The 15,877-nt window shown below is 74.4% G+C and carries 12 protein-coding genes; 5 read left to right on the forward strand and 7 right to left on the reverse strand.

Annotated elements, in window-relative coordinates; all coding sequences use genetic code 11:
* Positions 1-52: 52 nt before the first annotated feature.
* Both IT780_RS18305 and IT780_RS18310 read left to right on the forward strand, forming a co-directional pair.
* Complete coding sequence (locus IT780_RS18305) at positions 53-646, forward strand: MerR family transcriptional regulator (RefSeq protein ID WP_233413064.1); 594 nt, start codon at positions 53-55, stop codon at positions 644-646.
* On the forward strand, positions 643-2,985 hold the full coding sequence (locus IT780_RS18310; RefSeq protein ID WP_199512812.1) for a VIT domain-containing protein: 2,343 nt from the start codon (positions 643-645) through the stop codon (positions 2,983-2,985). The genes IT780_RS18305 and IT780_RS18310 overlap by 4 nt, the downstream gene beginning before the upstream one ends.
* A gap of 39 nt (positions 2,986-3,024) precedes the next feature.
* Here the strand turns inward: IT780_RS18310 and IT780_RS18315 are convergent, their stop codons facing one another.
* Positions 3,025-4,911, reverse strand: coding sequence for an alpha/beta fold hydrolase (locus tag IT780_RS18315; RefSeq protein ID WP_199512813.1), 1,887 nt, complete (start codon positions 4,909-4,911; stop codon positions 3,025-3,027).
* Between the two features lie 381 nt (positions 4,912-5,292).
* On the opposite strand from IT780_RS18315, the gene IT780_RS18320 reads away from it, so the two are divergent.
* A complete protein-coding gene (locus tag IT780_RS18320) occupies positions 5,293-6,243 on the forward strand; it encodes a ricin-type beta-trefoil lectin domain protein (protein WP_199512814.1) in 951 nt (316 codons plus the stop codon).
* A 72-nt stretch (positions 6,244-6,315) separates the two neighbouring features.
* Here IT780_RS18320 and IT780_RS18325 read toward each other — a convergent pair whose 3' ends face one another.
* From IT780_RS18325 to IT780_RS18350, 6 genes are all read right to left on the reverse strand, one after another.
* A complete protein-coding gene (locus IT780_RS18325) occupies positions 6,316-7,119 on the reverse strand; it encodes an SWIM zinc finger family protein (protein WP_307831246.1) in 804 nt (267 codons plus the stop codon).
* Positions 7,112-10,132, reverse strand: coding sequence for a DEAD/DEAH box helicase (locus tag IT780_RS18330; protein ID WP_199512815.1), 3,021 nt, complete (start codon positions 10,130-10,132; stop codon positions 7,112-7,114). Before IT780_RS18330 ends, IT780_RS18325 begins: the two co-directional genes overlap by 8 nt.
* Complete coding sequence (locus IT780_RS18335) at positions 10,129-10,572, reverse strand: DUF5990 family protein (RefSeq protein ID WP_199512816.1); 444 nt, start codon at positions 10,570-10,572, stop codon at positions 10,129-10,131. Before IT780_RS18335 ends, IT780_RS18330 begins: the two co-directional genes overlap by 4 nt.
* Before the next feature lie 131 nt (positions 10,573-10,703).
* A complete protein-coding gene (locus IT780_RS18340; protein ID WP_199512817.1) occupies positions 10,704-11,939 on the reverse strand; it encodes an ATP-grasp domain-containing protein in 1,236 nt (411 codons plus the stop codon).
* Between the two features lie 12 nt (positions 11,940-11,951).
* A complete protein-coding gene (locus tag IT780_RS18345) occupies positions 11,952-12,944 on the reverse strand; it encodes an alpha/beta hydrolase (RefSeq protein WP_199512818.1) in 993 nt (330 codons plus the stop codon).
* Positions 12,945-12,961: 17 nt separating this feature from the next.
* Entirely contained in the window at positions 12,962-13,312 is a 351-nt protein-coding gene (locus IT780_RS18350; RefSeq protein ID WP_199512819.1) for an STAS domain-containing protein, read from the reverse strand.
* 238 nt (positions 13,313-13,550) lie between these two features.
* Between IT780_RS18350 and IT780_RS18355 the strand changes: the two genes are divergently transcribed.
* Both IT780_RS18355 and IT780_RS43175 read left to right on the forward strand, forming a co-directional pair.
* Complete coding sequence (locus tag IT780_RS18355) at positions 13,551-15,014, forward strand: amino acid permease (protein WP_199512820.1); 1,464 nt, start codon at positions 13,551-13,553, stop codon at positions 15,012-15,014.
* A complete protein-coding gene (locus tag IT780_RS43175) occupies positions 15,011-15,877 on the forward strand; it encodes a universal stress protein (RefSeq protein WP_199512821.1) in 867 nt (288 codons plus the stop codon). The genes IT780_RS18355 and IT780_RS43175 overlap by 4 nt, the downstream gene beginning before the upstream one ends.

Consider the following 15,877-nt stretch of genomic DNA (forward strand, 5'->3'; position numbering starts at 1 on the left):
TCCGTAGTTGACACTGTCATTGTGACAGTGTCAGTATTGCGGCGTGTGGACGATGGACGAGCTTCTCGAGCGGGTACGCGGCGCGCTGGCCGCCGAATACCCCGGCGCGCCCAACGGCCGGGTCCGCGACGTTCCCGACCGCCGGGCCGTGCGGTGGTACACGACCACCGGACTGGTCGACCGGCCGGCGGCGATGCGCGGGCGCACCGCGCTCTACGGCAGGCGGCATCTCCTGCAGCTCGTCGCGCTCAAGCGCCGGCAGGCCCAGGGCCATTCGCTGGCCGCCATCCAGGCCGAGCTCGCCGGCGCCCCCGACGAGGAGTTGGCCACGGTCGCGCGGGTCCCGCAGGAGCTGCTGGCCACCGAGCCGCCCGGGCCACAGCCGCCCGCACGGCCCCGGTTCTGGACCACCGCGCCCGCACCGGCGGCTGCCCCGCCCGGCGATCGGCCCACCGCCTCGCCGGCCCCGGAGGTCGGGGCGGTCGCGCTGGGCGGCGGGGCGATCCTGATCCTTCCCGTACGCCCGTCAGCCGACGACCGCGCCGCCGTCGCCGCCGCGGCACAACCGCTGCTGAGCCTGCTCGCCGCCCGGGGTCTGCTGGACGCCGGCCCCGGACCGCACACCGATGATGGGAGCCCCTCATGACCCTGTCCGTCACCCCGATGGAGCCGGCGGAGCTCGGCCGCATCCGGATCCTGCCCGACGCCGGCATGGGCGCCCTGCACACCGACCGCGGCAACCTGCCCCTGGACCGGCTCGACGTCCGTACCCGGATCAGCGGGCTCGTCGCCCGGACCACCGTGACGACCGAGTTCGTCAACGCGCACGACACGGCGCTGGAGGCCACGTACGTCTTCCCGCTGCCCGACCGGGCCGCCGTCACCGCGATGACCATGACCGCGGCCGGGCGTACGGTCGAGGCCGAGCTGCAGGAACGCGCGGCGGCCCGGGAGGCGTACGACCGCGCGATCGAGGCCGGTCAGCGGGCGTCCATCGCCGAGGAGGAACGTCCCGACGTCTTCACCATGCGGGTGGGCAACATCCCGCCCGGTGAGCGCGTGGTCGTCGAGCTCACCCTCGCGGGGCCGCTGCCGTGGGAGGACGGCGCGGCGACGTTCCGGTTCCCGCTGGTGGTCGCGCCCCGCTACATCCCGGGTACGCCGCTGCCCGACGCGCCCGCCGGCGACGGGCAGGCCCGCGACACCGACGCCGTACCCGACGCCTCCCGGATCACTCCCCCGGTGCTGCTGCCCGGGTTCCCGAACCCGCTGCGGCTGTCCATCGGCGTCGACATCGACCCCGCCGGGCTCCCCCTGGACGGCGTCCGCTCCAGCCTGCACACGGTCACCAGCCGTGAGGGGCACGTGGAGATCGCCCCGGGCGAGCGGGCCGACCGTGACTTCGTGCTGCGCCTGCCGTACGCGGGCGACGGCTCGGGCGCGGTGGTCGTGCCGGACCCGGGCACCGACGGCGCCGAGGGGACGTACCAGCTGGTCGTGGTGCCGCCGGAACCGCGTGAGGGCCCGGCCCGCCCCAAGGACGTCGTGCTGCTGCTGGACCGCTCGGGCAGCATGGGCGGCTGGAAGATGGTCGCCGCCCGGCGCGCGGCCGCCCGGGTCGTGGACACGCTCACCACGGCCGACCGGTTCGCCGTGCTGACCTTCGACCACCAGATCGACCACCCGGCCGAGCTGGGCGAGGGGCTGTCCGAGGCGACGGACCGGCACCGCTTCCGTGCGGTCGAGCACCTGGCCCGCGCCGACGCCCGCGGCGGCACCGAGCTGCTCGCGCCGCTGCGGCAGGGGCTGTCACTGCTCGCCGGCTCCTCCGCGGGCGGCGACGACGACCGCGACCGGGTGCTCGTGCTCGTCACCGACGGCCAGGTGGGCAACGAGGACCAGATCCTCGCCGAGGTCACCTCGCTGATCGGTCCCACCCGCCTGCACACGGTCGGCATCGACCGGGCGGTCAACGCCGGCTTCCTGGGCCGGCTGGCCGCGCTCGGCGCCGGGCGGTGCGAGCTGGTGGAGAGCGAGGACCGCCTGGACGAGGCGATGGAGCAGATCCACCGCCGCATCGGCGCGCCGCTGGTCACCGACGTGACCGTGGGCGGCGTCGAGCCCGGCCGGCCACAGTCGATCTTCCCCGGCGTGCCGCTCGTGGTGTTCGGCCGCTGGACCGGCACGGCGCCTGCCTCGCTCACCGTGCGGGGGCGTACCCGCGACGACGCCGAGTTCACCCTCGACGTGCCGGTCGAGCGGCAGGACGAGCCGGCGGTCACCGCGCAGTGGGCGCGGGCCCGGCTGCGCGAGCTCGAGGACCGGTACGCGGCCGGCGACCACACTCTCGAACAGGAGATCGTCGCCACGTCCCTCAAGTACGGGGTGCTGTGCCGGTTCACCGCGTTCGTGGCGGTGGACAGCCGCGTGGTCAACGAGGGCGGGCAGCGCCGGCGCGTGACCCAGCCCGTCGAGTCGCCGTCCGGGTGGGACATGTTCGGTTCGGCCCAGCCTCCGCAGTTCCTCGCCGCCGGGGCTGCCCCGATGGCACCGCCGGCCGCTGGTGCCCCGTCGTTCGCGCCGTCCTTCGCCCCGGCACGGGCCCAGGCGCGTACCGGTCCGCAGCCGTTCGCGGCCGTACCGTCCGGGATGATGCCGCGCGGCAGCAACCGCAAGATGGCCGCGCCGACCAGCTCCGGACTGACCATGAAGGACCTGGCCGCGCTGGTGGCGGTCGAGGCGCGCCGGCTGCGCGACGCCGAGGGCCGGCCGGCCGCCGAGCGCCGCGACCTGCTCGCCGACCTGGCCACCCGGCTCGCCGCCGTGCTGGAGGGCCTGCCGGCACAGGAGGTGAAGCCGCTGCTCGAGCTCGTGGCGCGGCTGCGCGAGCCCGGCGACCTCGCGGCGCAGTGGTCGGACGCCCGGCAGGTCCTCGAGGCGTTCGGTCCGGCGGCTCCGGAACGCAAGCCCTTCTGGAAGCGCTGACCCTTTCCGGAAGTGCTGATCCTTTCGTGGGCCGCGGGTTCAGAAGGGCCCGTGGCCCACGGGCGGCCGCTGCTTCGGGGCGCCCTCAGCGGGCAGGCCGTGCGCGACGATCTCCGCCTTCGTGGCGGTGGCCAGGTCGAGCCCGGCCGCCGCGTCCGTGACGTCGTCGAGCGGCGCGGTGAACGGCTGCTCGGCGCGGCACACCGTACCGGCGGCGGGCAGGGTCTTCGCCAGCAGATAGCGGTCCATCGCCGCGGTCACGCACGGCGAGGTCCCGTACGCGGTGTGCCCGAAGTTGTCGCTGCTGAGCAGGCGGGCGTCGGCGAGCAGCCGGGACGAGCTCACCGCCTGCGAGTAGTTCGTGGCCGGGTCCCAGTAGCTGCCGACCACCAGGACGGTGTTGCGCGTCGGCCGGTTGAACGGGCCGGACCAGGCGTCCTCGTCGCGTACCGTCCAGATGTCCCCGGCGCAGGGCGCGCTCGCCCAGGCCCACGCGCGGCCGAAGTACGGCGCGCGCCTGTCCGCCTTCGCGACCTTCGCCGGCCAGGACGCCGTGTGCGCGGGGTGCCGGCCGTCGGTGCACATGACCGAGGCGTACGCGTCGATCGAGTTGTCGTACGGGAATCCCCGCCCGGCCCGCCCGAGAAGCGACGACGGTGTCGACGTCAGGGTCCACAGTTCGCTCGCCATGGCGGTCACCCGTTCCGCGGCGTCGTCGCCGTACAGGGCGCCGAGCACCTCGCCGATGAAGGTCGCGTACGTGATCCGCGTGCCCTCGACGGTGACCGGCTTCGCCTTCAGGCGGCGTACCAGAATCCCGAAACGCTGCACCGGATCGCCCGCGGCGAACGCGCACCGGGTCTCGCCGGCCCGATCGCACAGGGTGAGGATCCGCTGCAGGGCCCGCTCCGCGCCCTCGGCCGAGTGCAGCCGCTCGTCCTGGATGACGTGCCGGGTCCGCGCCGAACCGGCCCACGACCGCGGGTTGATCACGCCGTCGACCGCGACGACCCGGAACCGGTCCGGGAACATGGCCGCGTAGTACTGCCCCAGCGCGGTGCCGTAGCTGAACCCGAGGTAGCTGAGCCTCCGGTCCCCCACGGCCCGGCGCATCACATCCATGTCACGAGCGACCTCGGCCGTCGACATCGCCCCGGCCAGGGAACGTCCGGTGGTCGAGCACCCGGCCGCCAGCTTCCGCGCGCTCCGCAGGTACGCGGCGGTCTCCCGGGCACCGACCGGGAACGCGACGTTCATGCCCCTCAGCGCGGCGGCCTGCCGGCCCGGGTCGGCGAAGCAGGCGACCGCGTCGCTGGCGCCGATCCCCCGCGGGTCCATGCCGACGATGTCGAAGCGGCGCAGCAGCTCGTCGCTGAGCACCATCGGCGACATGAGCGCGAACGAGGTGGCGGACGCGCCGGGCCCGCCCGGGTTCACGAACAGGCTGCCGATCCGGTTCTGCCGGTCCGTGGCCCGCACCCGCAGCAGGGCGACGGTGGTCTGGGCGCCGTACGGGTCGTCGTAGTCGAGCGGGAGGCGGGCCGTGGCGCACTGGGCCCAGCCGTAGCAGGCGTACCAGCGGAGCTTCGGCGTCGCCACGCGACCGACCCGGCGGGCCTCGACGGCGCTGGTCGTGGCGGACCGGCGCGCGGCAGCGGTCGCCGTCGCCCTGCCGGTCGCGGTCCCGGTGCCGGTCGCGGTCCCACTGCCGGTCGCGGCCCCGCCGCCGGTCGCGGCCCCGCCGCCGGTCGCGGCCCCGCCGCCGGTCGCGGCCCCGCCGCCGGTCGCGGCCCCGCCGCCGGTCGCGGTGTCGGTCGACGCGGGGATCGCGGCGGTTGCGGTGCCGGCCGAGGCGGGGATCGCGGCGGTTGCGGCGAGCACCAGGCCGGTGATGCCGGCAGCGAGCAGACGCAGGGGAAGCGGCATGAGAGAGCCTTCCGAGGGCAGGTGCCCCACAAGTCGGCAATTCGGACGCCCGCCCAAGGACCGCCCGCCACCGCTCCCCGTTTGCTACCCCTGATCACGACGCCGCCGGCCCGGCCCGCGGGGACCGCGCCGCACGCCGCCACGCCGCGCGACCGGCCGAGCGGGACCCGCCGCGCGACCGGCCGAGCGGGACCCGCCGCGCGACCGGCCGAGCGGGACCGCGCCGCCAACCCGCCGCGCGAGACCGCGCCGCCCGACCGGCCGAGCGGGAGCGGCGCCGGGACGGAACTCGATCTTGACCGTTCGGGCGTTGAATGCGGAGGCCGACGGCGGGGTACCGTGCCGGGGGATCATCGTCGGGCACGGGGCAGTTGGGCGGGAATGGCGGACACGGACGACAGCGCGCGGCAGGCTCCCGGGGAGGGCGAGCCGCTGCTGGTCCGTCCGTACATCCTCGGCGGGACCGCGGCGCCGGCCCCGCGCACTTCGGCGGAGACCTGGCCGGAGACGGCCGCCGAGCCACCCCCGTCCACGGATCTGCCCGCCGACCCCGGTTCACCCGCGCCGGCCGAGCCCGCCGTTCCCCCGAGGCGCCGCCGACTCGCGATGGTCGTGGCGGCTGTCGCTCTGCTGCTGGTCGCCGTGGCGGCGTTCGGCGTGTACTCGGCGCTGCGGCCGGGCTCCGGCGCCACCCCGCAGGCGATCGTCGACGTGAGCCTGCCGCCGTACGGGACGTCGGCTGCCACTGCGCCCGCGGCGAGCAGCCCGCCGGCCCGTGGGGAGGCGCCCGCTCCGCCGGCCCTGCGTACGTCGGCCCCCACCACCAGCAGCAGCGCGGCGCCGCCTCCCAGCAGCGCCGCGACCACCCCGTCATCGCGGTCGGCGACCTCCGCGCCGGCCGGTTTCGCGCCGGCCCCGCGCGCGTCGAGCCCGGCGGCGACCCTCTCCCCCGCGCCCGCCAGCGCCCGCACCGGCACGGTCACCGGCGCCGGCGGGCTCTGCCTCGACCTCAACGGCGCCATCCCGGTCGACGACAACCACATCCAGGTGTACGAGTGCAACCGTACGGCCGCCCAGCTGTGGACCCTCGCCGCCGACGGCACGCTGCGTGTCATGGGCATGTGCGCGCAGGTCGTACCGGATGCCGGCGTGCACATCACCGGGTGCGACGGCCGCCGGGCGGCGCAGTGGCGGGCCGGACCGAACCAGTCCCTGGTCAACCTGGCGACCGGCGGCTGCCTCACCGACCCCGCGGACGGCTCCCGCCCGGGCGCCTGGTCCCGGGTCACCGGCTGTACGGGCGCGACCGGTCAGCGCTGGCGTCTCCCCTGACCGCCCGCGAGCGGTCCCGGACAGGGCATGGCCGCGGAGCGCGGTCGCAGCGTCCCGGACCACTCGGTTGATCTACCGCGGCGGGTCGGGCGCGTGCCTCGAAGGGTGGGACTGCGACCGGGCTGCTTCCGGGTCGTCCGGCGGCAACGCCAGATACGCCGGCCGCAGGAGCTCGGTGAGCGACACCCCGCCGTACCGCAGCGGCGGCGTGTCGAGCTGGTCGAGCAGCAGGTCGGGCCGGGCCACCGGTGGGGGCGGCGGCGGTGCTGCGGGCGTACCCGTGCCCCAGAAGTCGTCGATGTCGCCGAGGGCCGCCGAACGGTGCTCGGGCGGCACCTCGGCCGCGGGGGGTTCGTGCGCCGCGGCCCCGCGGAGCTGGCTGAGGCGGGTGAGCAGCTCGTCCCGGCCGCGGCCGCGCCAGGCGAACACGCCGAACGGGTCCGTCTCGAACGAGTCGGCGAGCGCGTAGCAGGTCGCCGCGAGGTGGGCGCAGGGCATCGGCCAGCGTTCGCAGGTGCAGTCCATCGCGACCTCGTCGAGGCCGAGCGGCAGCAGCGTGAGGCCGGCGCGGCGGAAGACCTCCTCGATGTCGCCGGGCATGCGGCCGGCGAGCAGGTCCGCGACGTAGCGGGCCTGGGCGGCGAGGTCGTCCTCGACCCGGGACCATTCGGCCGCGCCGAACGCCCGGACCGCGATGCGGGACCGGAACGCGTGGGTGTCGTCGGGGCCGCGGACGTGCGCGGTGACCAGGCTGCTGGAGATCGACAGGCTGCGGACGTGCCCGGCCCGGGCGTCGCGGCGGCCCCGGGCGAAGGTGGGTGCCATGCGCAGCGCCTCGAACATCGCCACGAACGGGGTGGAGAACCGGTCAGTCACCGACGGCCTCCGGGTCCAGCCGGGTCAGGTCGCGCAGCTCGTCGGTGCTCAGCGTGGTGAGCCAGCCCTCGCCGTTGCCGACGACCCGTTCGGCGAGCACGCCCTTGTCCGCGATGAGCCGGTCGATGCGTTCCTCGAGGGTGCCAAGGCAGACCAGCGTGTGCACGCTGACGTCGCGGTGCTGGCCGATGCGGAACGCCCGGTCGGTGGCCTGCGCCTCGGTCGCCGGGTTCCACCACCGGTCGACGTGCACGACGTGACTGGCGGCGGTGAGGTTGAGCCCGGTGCCCCCGGCCTTGAGCGACAGGACGAAGATGCCGGGCCGCTTGTCGCCCTGGAACGCGGCCACCATCTCGTCGCGGGCGCCGCGCGGCGTGCCGCCGTGCAGATACCGCACCGGTACGCCGAACCGCGCGGCCAGGTGCGGCACCAGCACCGACCCGAACCGCGTGAACTGGGTGAAGCACAACGCGCTCTCCCCGCCGGCCAGCGCGGCGTCGAGGATCTCCTCCAGCCGTTCCAGCTTCCCGGAGCGCCCGGGCAGCGGTGACCCGTCGCCGAGCAGCTGGGCGGGATGGTTGCAGACCTGTTTGAGCTTGGTCATGCCGGCCAGCACGATGCCCTTGCGGCGGGTCTCGGTGGTCTCCTTCAGCCGGTCCATCATGTCGTCGAGCACGGCCCGGTACAGCGTGGCCTGCTCGGCGGTGAGCCCGCACAGGTGCCGCACGTGACGCTTGTCGGGCAGGTCGCTGATCACGGCCGGGTCGGCCTTCACCCGTCGCAGCAGGAACGGCCGGGTGGCGTGGCGCAGCCGGGCGGCGGCGTCCTCGTCGGCGTACCGCTCGATCGGCACCGCGTACCGGTTGCGGAAGGTGTGGGCGCTGCCCAGCAGCCCCGGGTTGAGGAAGTCCAGGATGGACCACAGCTCGGCCAGCCGGTTCTCCACCGGTGTGCCGGTGAGCGCGAACCGGTTCCGCGCGGGGAACCGCCGCACCGCCCGCGCCGCCCCGCTAGCGCTGTTCTTGATGTGCTGCGCCTCGTCCAGCACCACCCGGTCCCACTGCACGGCGGCGAGCGCGTCGGCATCCCGCGTCGCCGTCGCATACGTGGTCAGCACGACATCCGCGCCGTCGGCGAGCCCGGCCGGGTCGGGCCGGTCGGCGCCGTGCAGCACCCGCACCCGCAGCGCCGGCGCGAACCGGGCGGCCTCCCGCTGCCAGTTCCCCAGCACCGACAGCGGGCAGACCAGCAGCGTCGGACCGGCCCGCCGGTGCAGCAGCAACGCGAGCAGCTGCACGGTCTTGCCCAGACCCATGTCGTCGGCCAGGCAGGCGCCCAGGCCCAGGCCGTCGAGGAAGGCCAGCCAGGAGAAACCCCTTTTCTGGTACGGCCGCAGCACGCCGAGCAGGTCCACGGGTGGCTCCCGCAGTTCCAGCCGCTCCCCCAGCCGCCCGGACAGCAGGTCGGCGACCCACCCACGGCCCCGGACCTCGGCGATCGGCAGGGGCATCTCCTCGGGCGGAAGCAGCCGTACCAGCCGCAACGCGTCCCCCGCGGTCATCGTGCCGCCGCCCCGCCGGAGAAACTCCAGACCCGCCCGCAGCCGCTCGGGGTCGAGATGCACCCAGCGCCCCCGCATCCGTACCAGCGGCACCTTCACCCGCGCCAGCACGGCCAGCTCGTCCTCGGTGAGCACCCGCCCACCCAGCGACAACCCCCAGTTGTACGCCACGATGGTGTTCAGATCGGCGGCCTCGTCCCGCAGCACCGGCGCGGCAGCCTCGGCACTGCGCACCTCGAGGGCGAGCCCGAGCCGCTGCGGCTCGCGCCACCAGGCGGGCAGCAGGACGCCGTACCCGGCCTGCTCCAGCAGCGCGGCGTGGCTGAGGAACCGGTGCGCCCCCTCGGTGTCCAGCACGATCTCGGCGGGCCGGGCCACCCGGAGCGCGGCCTCGAGCTCCCCGAACAACCGGGCGGCCCGCCCCAGCCCGGCAATGAGCCGCTCCTGCGGCCGATGCGTCCACCGCCGCAGCGGAGCGGCCGCGTCCCGCCAGACGTCGGCGGCGGAGACGAGCAGGCTGGGCTCGTCCAAGGGCTGCAGGAAGAACTCGAGCAACCAGGCATCCTGCGGCTCGCCGGCGGTGTCGAGGGCGGAGCCGCCGGCCGGCCCCGGCGCGGTGGTGGCGTCGGGCTCGTCGGGCTCGAGCTCGTGCAGGTGGCTGAGCCGGAACACGACCCGCACGGCGGTGCCGCTCGTGGCGTCGGCATGCCAGGCGTCGAGGGCCTCGGCCAGCACGTCGAGCTCACCGGGCCGCCCGTCGAACTCCCCCGGCCGACCGTCGACGTCGGCGCCGCGGGCGGGGGCCGGGGCCGGGCCGTCGGCGGTGAGGGCGGTCAGCCAGGGCGCCCCGCCGAGGGCGACGCCGGACTCGGCCAGCCGCGTGCGGACCAGGCCGTCGACCAGGTGGTGCAGCGCCGCGTGGAGGGTGTCCGCGGCCGGCAGGCCGTCGACCTCGCCGGGCCGCGCGCGCTCCGCCCGGCAGGCCGGGGGCATCCGGGCCAGCAGATCCGCGTGCCGGGTGCCGTCAGGACCGCTGAGGACCGGCCGCCAGACGGCACGCGGGCGCCGCCCGTCGGTGAGGACCGCGGGCAGCACCCGCCCCCGCGCGACCAGGTCGGCCGCGAACGCGCAGAGCTCGGCCAGGTAGAGCAGTGAGGGCGCCGCGCGGGCCCCCCATTCGTCGGCGAGGTCGGCGGTCACCCACGGCACCACGACGGCCGGAACCACCCACGGCCGGAGCTTGGGAGTGCCCCGGCGCGGCGGCAGTCCCAGGGCCGGCGACGGGAGCGGTCCGGCCGAGGTCGAGGGCAGCAGCAGCGTGGAGGGCCGCGGCTCCCCACCCGGCGCGAAGGCGAACGGATGCGCCCCCCGACCGGCCGGGGAAGGCTGGTCCGTCTCGCCCCACAACGCGAGCCCTCCATCGCGGGCGATGAAGCCGTGCAGGACCGTCATCCGAGCTGCCAGGTGATGTCGGGCGGCCGGACCCGGGCGCACCGCGGGCCGCCGTCGGCGCCGGTCAGGCCGAGGCGTGCGACGAGCGGGCCGGCGCCCTCGTACGCGGAGCGGAGCAGCTCCGTCGGGACGTCACCGAAGAGCAGCTTGGCGCGCCGGAACATGGCGAACGTGTCGCCGTCGACGGCCCCCCAGCTCAGGTAGAGGAAGCGGGCTCCGGGGCGGCCGTGCACGTACGGGCCGCCGACGTCGAGCAGGCCGTCGACCTCGCGGGCGGCCACCTCGAACTCCCACGTCGCGTGGGGCGCGTCGGCGGGATGGCGGTCGACGACCTCGGCCCGGCGCTGGACGCCGACGTGCACGTTGCCGCGCCGCAGGTCGTCGGCCTCGGCCCCGCCCCGCCGCCCGGGCAGGTCGCTGCCCTCGATCCGGATGTGCACGCCTGAACTCTAGGCCGACCCCCCCGACAATTCCGCCGCTCCCCGAGGCCCGCCACCCGAACCGGCCGGCCCCGGGGACAAGACGGAAACACCGCCCGGGCGCGACGGGAACCGGACCGCGGCCGGGCGGTTCAGGCGTTGTCGCGCAGCCACGCGTCGATGAGCCCGCCGAAATGCCCCAGGAACCGCTCGTGCTCGTGCGGCGGGTACATCGCCCGGACCGTCTCGGTGAGCAGCGACCGGAACTCCGGCGACCCGATCCACCCGTGGACCATCTCGTCGATGTGGGACATGTGCTTCTCGCAGAACTCGTCGTACTTCTCCGTCTCGAAGTAGTCGTCGGCGAGCGCACGGTAGAGCCGCAGCTTCTCCTCGTACGGCAGGGACGCGTCGTCGCCGATGGCGAAGTACGCGGCCGTGTCCATGTCGAGGCGGGGTTTGCGGTCCGTCACCACGCAGAAGACCGTCCAGCGCAGCAGCGCCGCCATCGCCCAGGGGAAGTAGTAGTGCAGGGAGGTCACCGCCACGTCCGGGCAGGCGTTGGCGTAGTCGATGGGGTACACGTCGTCGCCCTTGACCAGCGACTCGCAGGAGTTGAACTCCCAGCGGAAGAACGCGTTGACCAGGCGGGAGATGGTGACCACCTCGTCGCCGACGCGTTCGCCGAGGAAGTCGTGGTCGACGGCGTAGCGCTCGTGCATGGGCAGGTCGGGGCGGAACTTCATGACCATCGTCTCCGGGCCGATGGTCAGCGAGCGGGCGAAGACGTCGTAGTCCTCGACCGACGCCTGCAGGTGCATGAGCCGCTCGCCGGAGGCGTCGTACGCCGCGTGCAGCTCCGCCGGGTTGCGGATCTTGGAGACGCCGACCCAGGCCCCGCCGTCGTACGGCTTCATGAACATCGGGTACCCGACGCTCTCGGCCAGTGCCTCCAGGTCGAACGGCTGGTTGTAGCGCGCGGAGGTGTACGCGTACCGCGAGTTGTCCAGGGGGTTCTTGAACGGCACCAGCACCGTCTCGGGCACCTTGAGGCCGAGCCGGATCATCGCGCAGTACGCGGCGTGCTTCTCCATCGACTGGAACGTGAACGGGCTGTTCAGCAGGTACACGTCGTCCATCAGCGCGGCCTTCTTCAGCCATTCGCGCGGGTGGTAGTACCAGTACGCGAGCCGGTCGATGACCAGGTCGTGCTGGGGCCTGGCGCGCAGGTTGAAGGGTTCGATGGTGACCCGGACGCTGCGGGTGCGGTGGCTGCGGCCGGCGTCGTCGGTGATCACGCCGACGCGGCGCAGCAGGGCCTCGTACGCCCGCGGCCAGTCGTCCTCGGTTCCGAGCAGAAGTCCGATGGTGTGCTCGACGTCGGCCATGGGCGCCTCCTCTTAGTTGAACACCTTCTGCAGCAGCGCGGTCAGATGCGGGTCGAGCGCGTCCCGCCAGGCGGTCCAGTTGTGGGCGTCGGGCACCTCGGCGAAGTCGACCGCATACCCCTGATCCGTCAGTGCACGCGCCATCTCCCGGTTGTTGGCGAGGTTCTCCTCCACGGTGCCGCATGTCATGGCGATCGGCACGGCGGGGCCTTCGCGGTCGCGGACGACGCGGCCGGTGAAGCGGACGATGCGCAGGTAGCGGCGGAATCCGGATTCCTGGCGGTCGTGCCGGGGCCGGAAGAAGCTGCCGGAGTGCAGGAGCAGCCCGGCGAAGGCCTCCGGGTGGCGCCGCTGGGCGTGCAGCATCGCCAGCGCGCCGAGGCTGGCGCCGGCGCCGACGACCGGCCGGTCGGTGCCCAGCTCCGCGGCGAGCGCCGGGAGCACGTCGTGGGCGAGCGCCCGGGCGTACGCGGGATTGGCCGAATACCACTCGAGTCGGTCCCCGGCGGGCAGCAGCACCAGGTGGTACGGCGGCACGCGCCCCGCCTCGATCATCGCGGCGGTGTAGTGGCCGAGTTCGCCGTACCGATGGAAGTCGGGCCCGTCGTGCGCGACCAGGACCCGGTCGGTGGGCGTGGCCGGCGACCAGATCCGGGCGGCCAGCTCGCCGTGCACGGCGGGCAGCGGCAGGTAGAGGTCGCGCCACTGGCCGCCGGCGGCGGGCAGGTGCACCCATTCCGGCTCGGCGTAGCCGGGGCAGCACAGCACCGAGTGGTCGCCGGTCTCGCTGCTGCCGTCGGGGTGCCCCAGGGCGAGCCGGTATTCGATGCGGTGCGCGGGCGGCCGGGGCAGGAGCAGCTCCCAGCTGCGGGTGTCCTCGCGGTAGCTCAGGTCACCGTGGACGACGCCGGACTCCAGCCGTACGGAGGTCAGCCGGTGGTCGGGATCGCGCAGCCGGAAGCAGACCTCGGTGGCCCCGCACCACGACCCGGCCGACGGTTCCATGACGGAACCCTAACCGCTCAGGGGGTGTACGTCTGCGGGCCCGGGGAGGCGGCCGGGAGGCCGAACATGTCGGCGAGGCCGGTGACGCGCAACTGGCGGTGCACGAACTCGCTGGGGTTGCGCAGCACGAAGCGGGTGCCGGTCTCGCGGGCCGCGTTGTAGCCGGCGACCAGCGCGCCGACGCCCATGGAGTCCATGAACGTGACGAAGGTGAGGTCGACGATCATCGTCAGGGGCCGGTCGCTGTGCAGCGTGCTGACCAGCGCCTGGCGCAGCGCGTCGACGGTGGCCGCGTCGAGCGTGCCGCGCACGTCGACCACGATGGCGCCGTCCGCCTGGCGCCGGGTGGTCATCACGGCCTCGCCCATGCCTACCGCCTGTAGAAGATCGCTGCCCGTCGGCCTCACGGTACAACGCCGCGGGCCCACCTCGCAGGCTGGTGCACCAAAGCCGGCCCGGGGCGGACAGGCGGTACGCCGGCGATCACCCATCGCGACGCCGGTTCGGCAACCGCAGCGACCAAGTTCGCCAGATAACGCAGATCATCTTGCGGGCCGGCGCGGGTGAAAGCGACTGTGACGGTGGTCGACATGAGGGGGGCGGGTCATGGCAACCAGTTCCAGCCGGAGACCGGGGGTCTTCGCCATCAGGGACGTGCGGTCGCTCATCACCGAGACCGCCGAGGAGGGCCACGGCCTGAAGAAGGCGGTCGGCCCGCTGCAACTGACCGCCATGGGCGTCGGCGCGATCATCGGCACCGGTATCTTCGTCGTCATCGGCGAGGGCGCCGGGGTGGCCGGCCCGGCGGTGATCCTGTCGTTCGTGCTGGCCGCCGTGGCGTGCGCGTTCTCCGCGCTGTCCTACGCCGAACTGGCGTCGTCGATCCCGGTCTCGGGCAGCGCCTACACCTACACGTACGCCACCCTCGGCGAGATCGTCGCGTGGATCATCGGGTGGGACCTGATCCTCGAGTACGGCGTCTCGGTGGCCGCGATCGCGGTCGGCTGGGGCGGCAACCTCAACGCGTTCCTCGACGCGGCGTTCGGCTACACGCTGCCGGACGCGATCGCGAAGTCGCCCGAGGACGGCGGGGTCTTCAACCTGCCCGCGGTCTTCATCGTCCTGGCGATCACGCTGCTGCTGTGCCGCGGCGTCACCGAAAGCGCCCGGGTCAACCTCGTCATGGTGGCCGTGAAGCTCACCGTCCTGCTGTTCTTCATCGTGGTGGCGTTCATCAACTTCGGCACCGGCAACTTCCAGCCGTTCGCCCCGGACGGCATTGACGGGGTGACCGCCGCGGCGGCGATCATCTTCTTCGCGTACATCGGGTTCGACGCGGTCTCCACCGGCAGCGAGGAGGCGCGGAACCCGGCGAAGGACCTGCCGAAGGCCATCATCGGGTCGCTGCTGATCTGCACGCTCTTCTACGTGCTCACGGCGGTCGGCGCGATCGGCGTCGCCAGCCCGCAGCAGCTGGAGAGCAGCGACGCCCCGCTCGCCGCCGCCCTGGACCAGGGCGCCGGCATCGGCTGGGCCGCGGCGATTCTCGCGCTGGGGGCGGTCGTCGCCATCACCAGCGTCGTCCTGGTCATCATGTACGGCCAGACGCGCATCTTCTTCGCCATGTGCCGCGACGGCCTGCTCCCCCAGCGCCTCGCCGCGGTCAACCAGCGGTACGGCACCCCGGCCCGGCTCACCATCATCCTGGGCGTGCTCATCGCGATCCTGGCGGCGCTCGTGCCGCTCTCCGAGATCGTCAAGCTGGTCAACATCGGCACCCTGTTCGCGTTCGTGCTGGTGAACATCGGTGTGATCATCCTGCGCCGGACCCGGCCGGAGATGCCGCGGCCGTACCGGGTGCCGTGGTCGCCGGTGCTGCCGATCCTCGGCGTGGCCTTCGCGATCTACCTGATGGCGGACCTGCCGCTGGCGACGTGGATCCGGTTCGTGGTCTGGCTGGCCGTCGGCATGGCCATCTACTTCCTGTACGGCTACCGCAACTCCCGCGTGCGGCGGGAGAACGCGACCGGGACGCCGAGCTGGGCGCGCGAGGACGGTGAGCAGCCGTGACGCCGCCGGTGGTCGTGGGCGTGGACGGCAGCGAGTCGGGTCACGACGCCCTGGTGCTGGGCCAATGGGCGGCGTCGGTGCTCGGCGCGCCGCTGGTCGTCGCGGTGGTGCACCCCGCGCCCTCCGCGCTGGGTTCGGGGCGGGTGGACGCGGAATGGGTGGCCGACCGGCACCGGGCTGCCGAGGCGGTGCTCGACGACGCCCGGTCGGTGCTGACCGGGGACGGCGAGGTGGAGTACCGCCTGGTGGCGTCCACGTCGGCGGCGCACGGCCTGCACGACCTCGCCGAGGAGCTGGGCGCGGAGACCATCGTGGTCGGTTCCGGCCGCTCCGGGCCACGGCACCGGCTGTTCGCGGGCAGCACCGCCGACCGGCTGCTGGCGGGCAGCATGTGCCCGGTCGCGGTGGCCCCGTCGGGCATGGACGTCGCGCCGGGCACCCTGGGCCGCATCGGCGTCGCGTACGTCGACACCCCGGACGGCCGGGCGGCGCTGGAGACGGCGGCCCGGCTCGCCGCCCGGACGGGCACCGCGCTGCGGCTGTACACGGTGGTGGCGGACGCCGACGCGACGCTGCCGTTCCTCGTCGGCCAGGACGCCGAGCACGCCTTCCTCGACACCGCGCGGGAGACGTACGAGCAGGCGCTGTCGCGGGCGGCCGGCGCGGTCAAGGACGCCGACGCGGACTGGGAGATCCTCACCGGCGACGTCGTCGACCAGCTGAGCGAGCTGACCGACGTGGACGTGCTGTTCTGCGGCTCCCGCGGCTACGGCCCGGCGCGCCGGGTGCTGCTGGGCGGCGTCTCGGCCCGGCTGGTGCGCCGGGCCCGCCGCCCGGTGATCGTGGTGCCCCGCAGCGGCTGA

This window comes from Nucisporomicrobium flavum (genome assembly GCF_016464385.1).
Lineage (GTDB): Bacteria > Actinomycetota > Actinomycetes > Mycobacteriales > Micromonosporaceae > Actinoplanes > Actinoplanes flavus_A.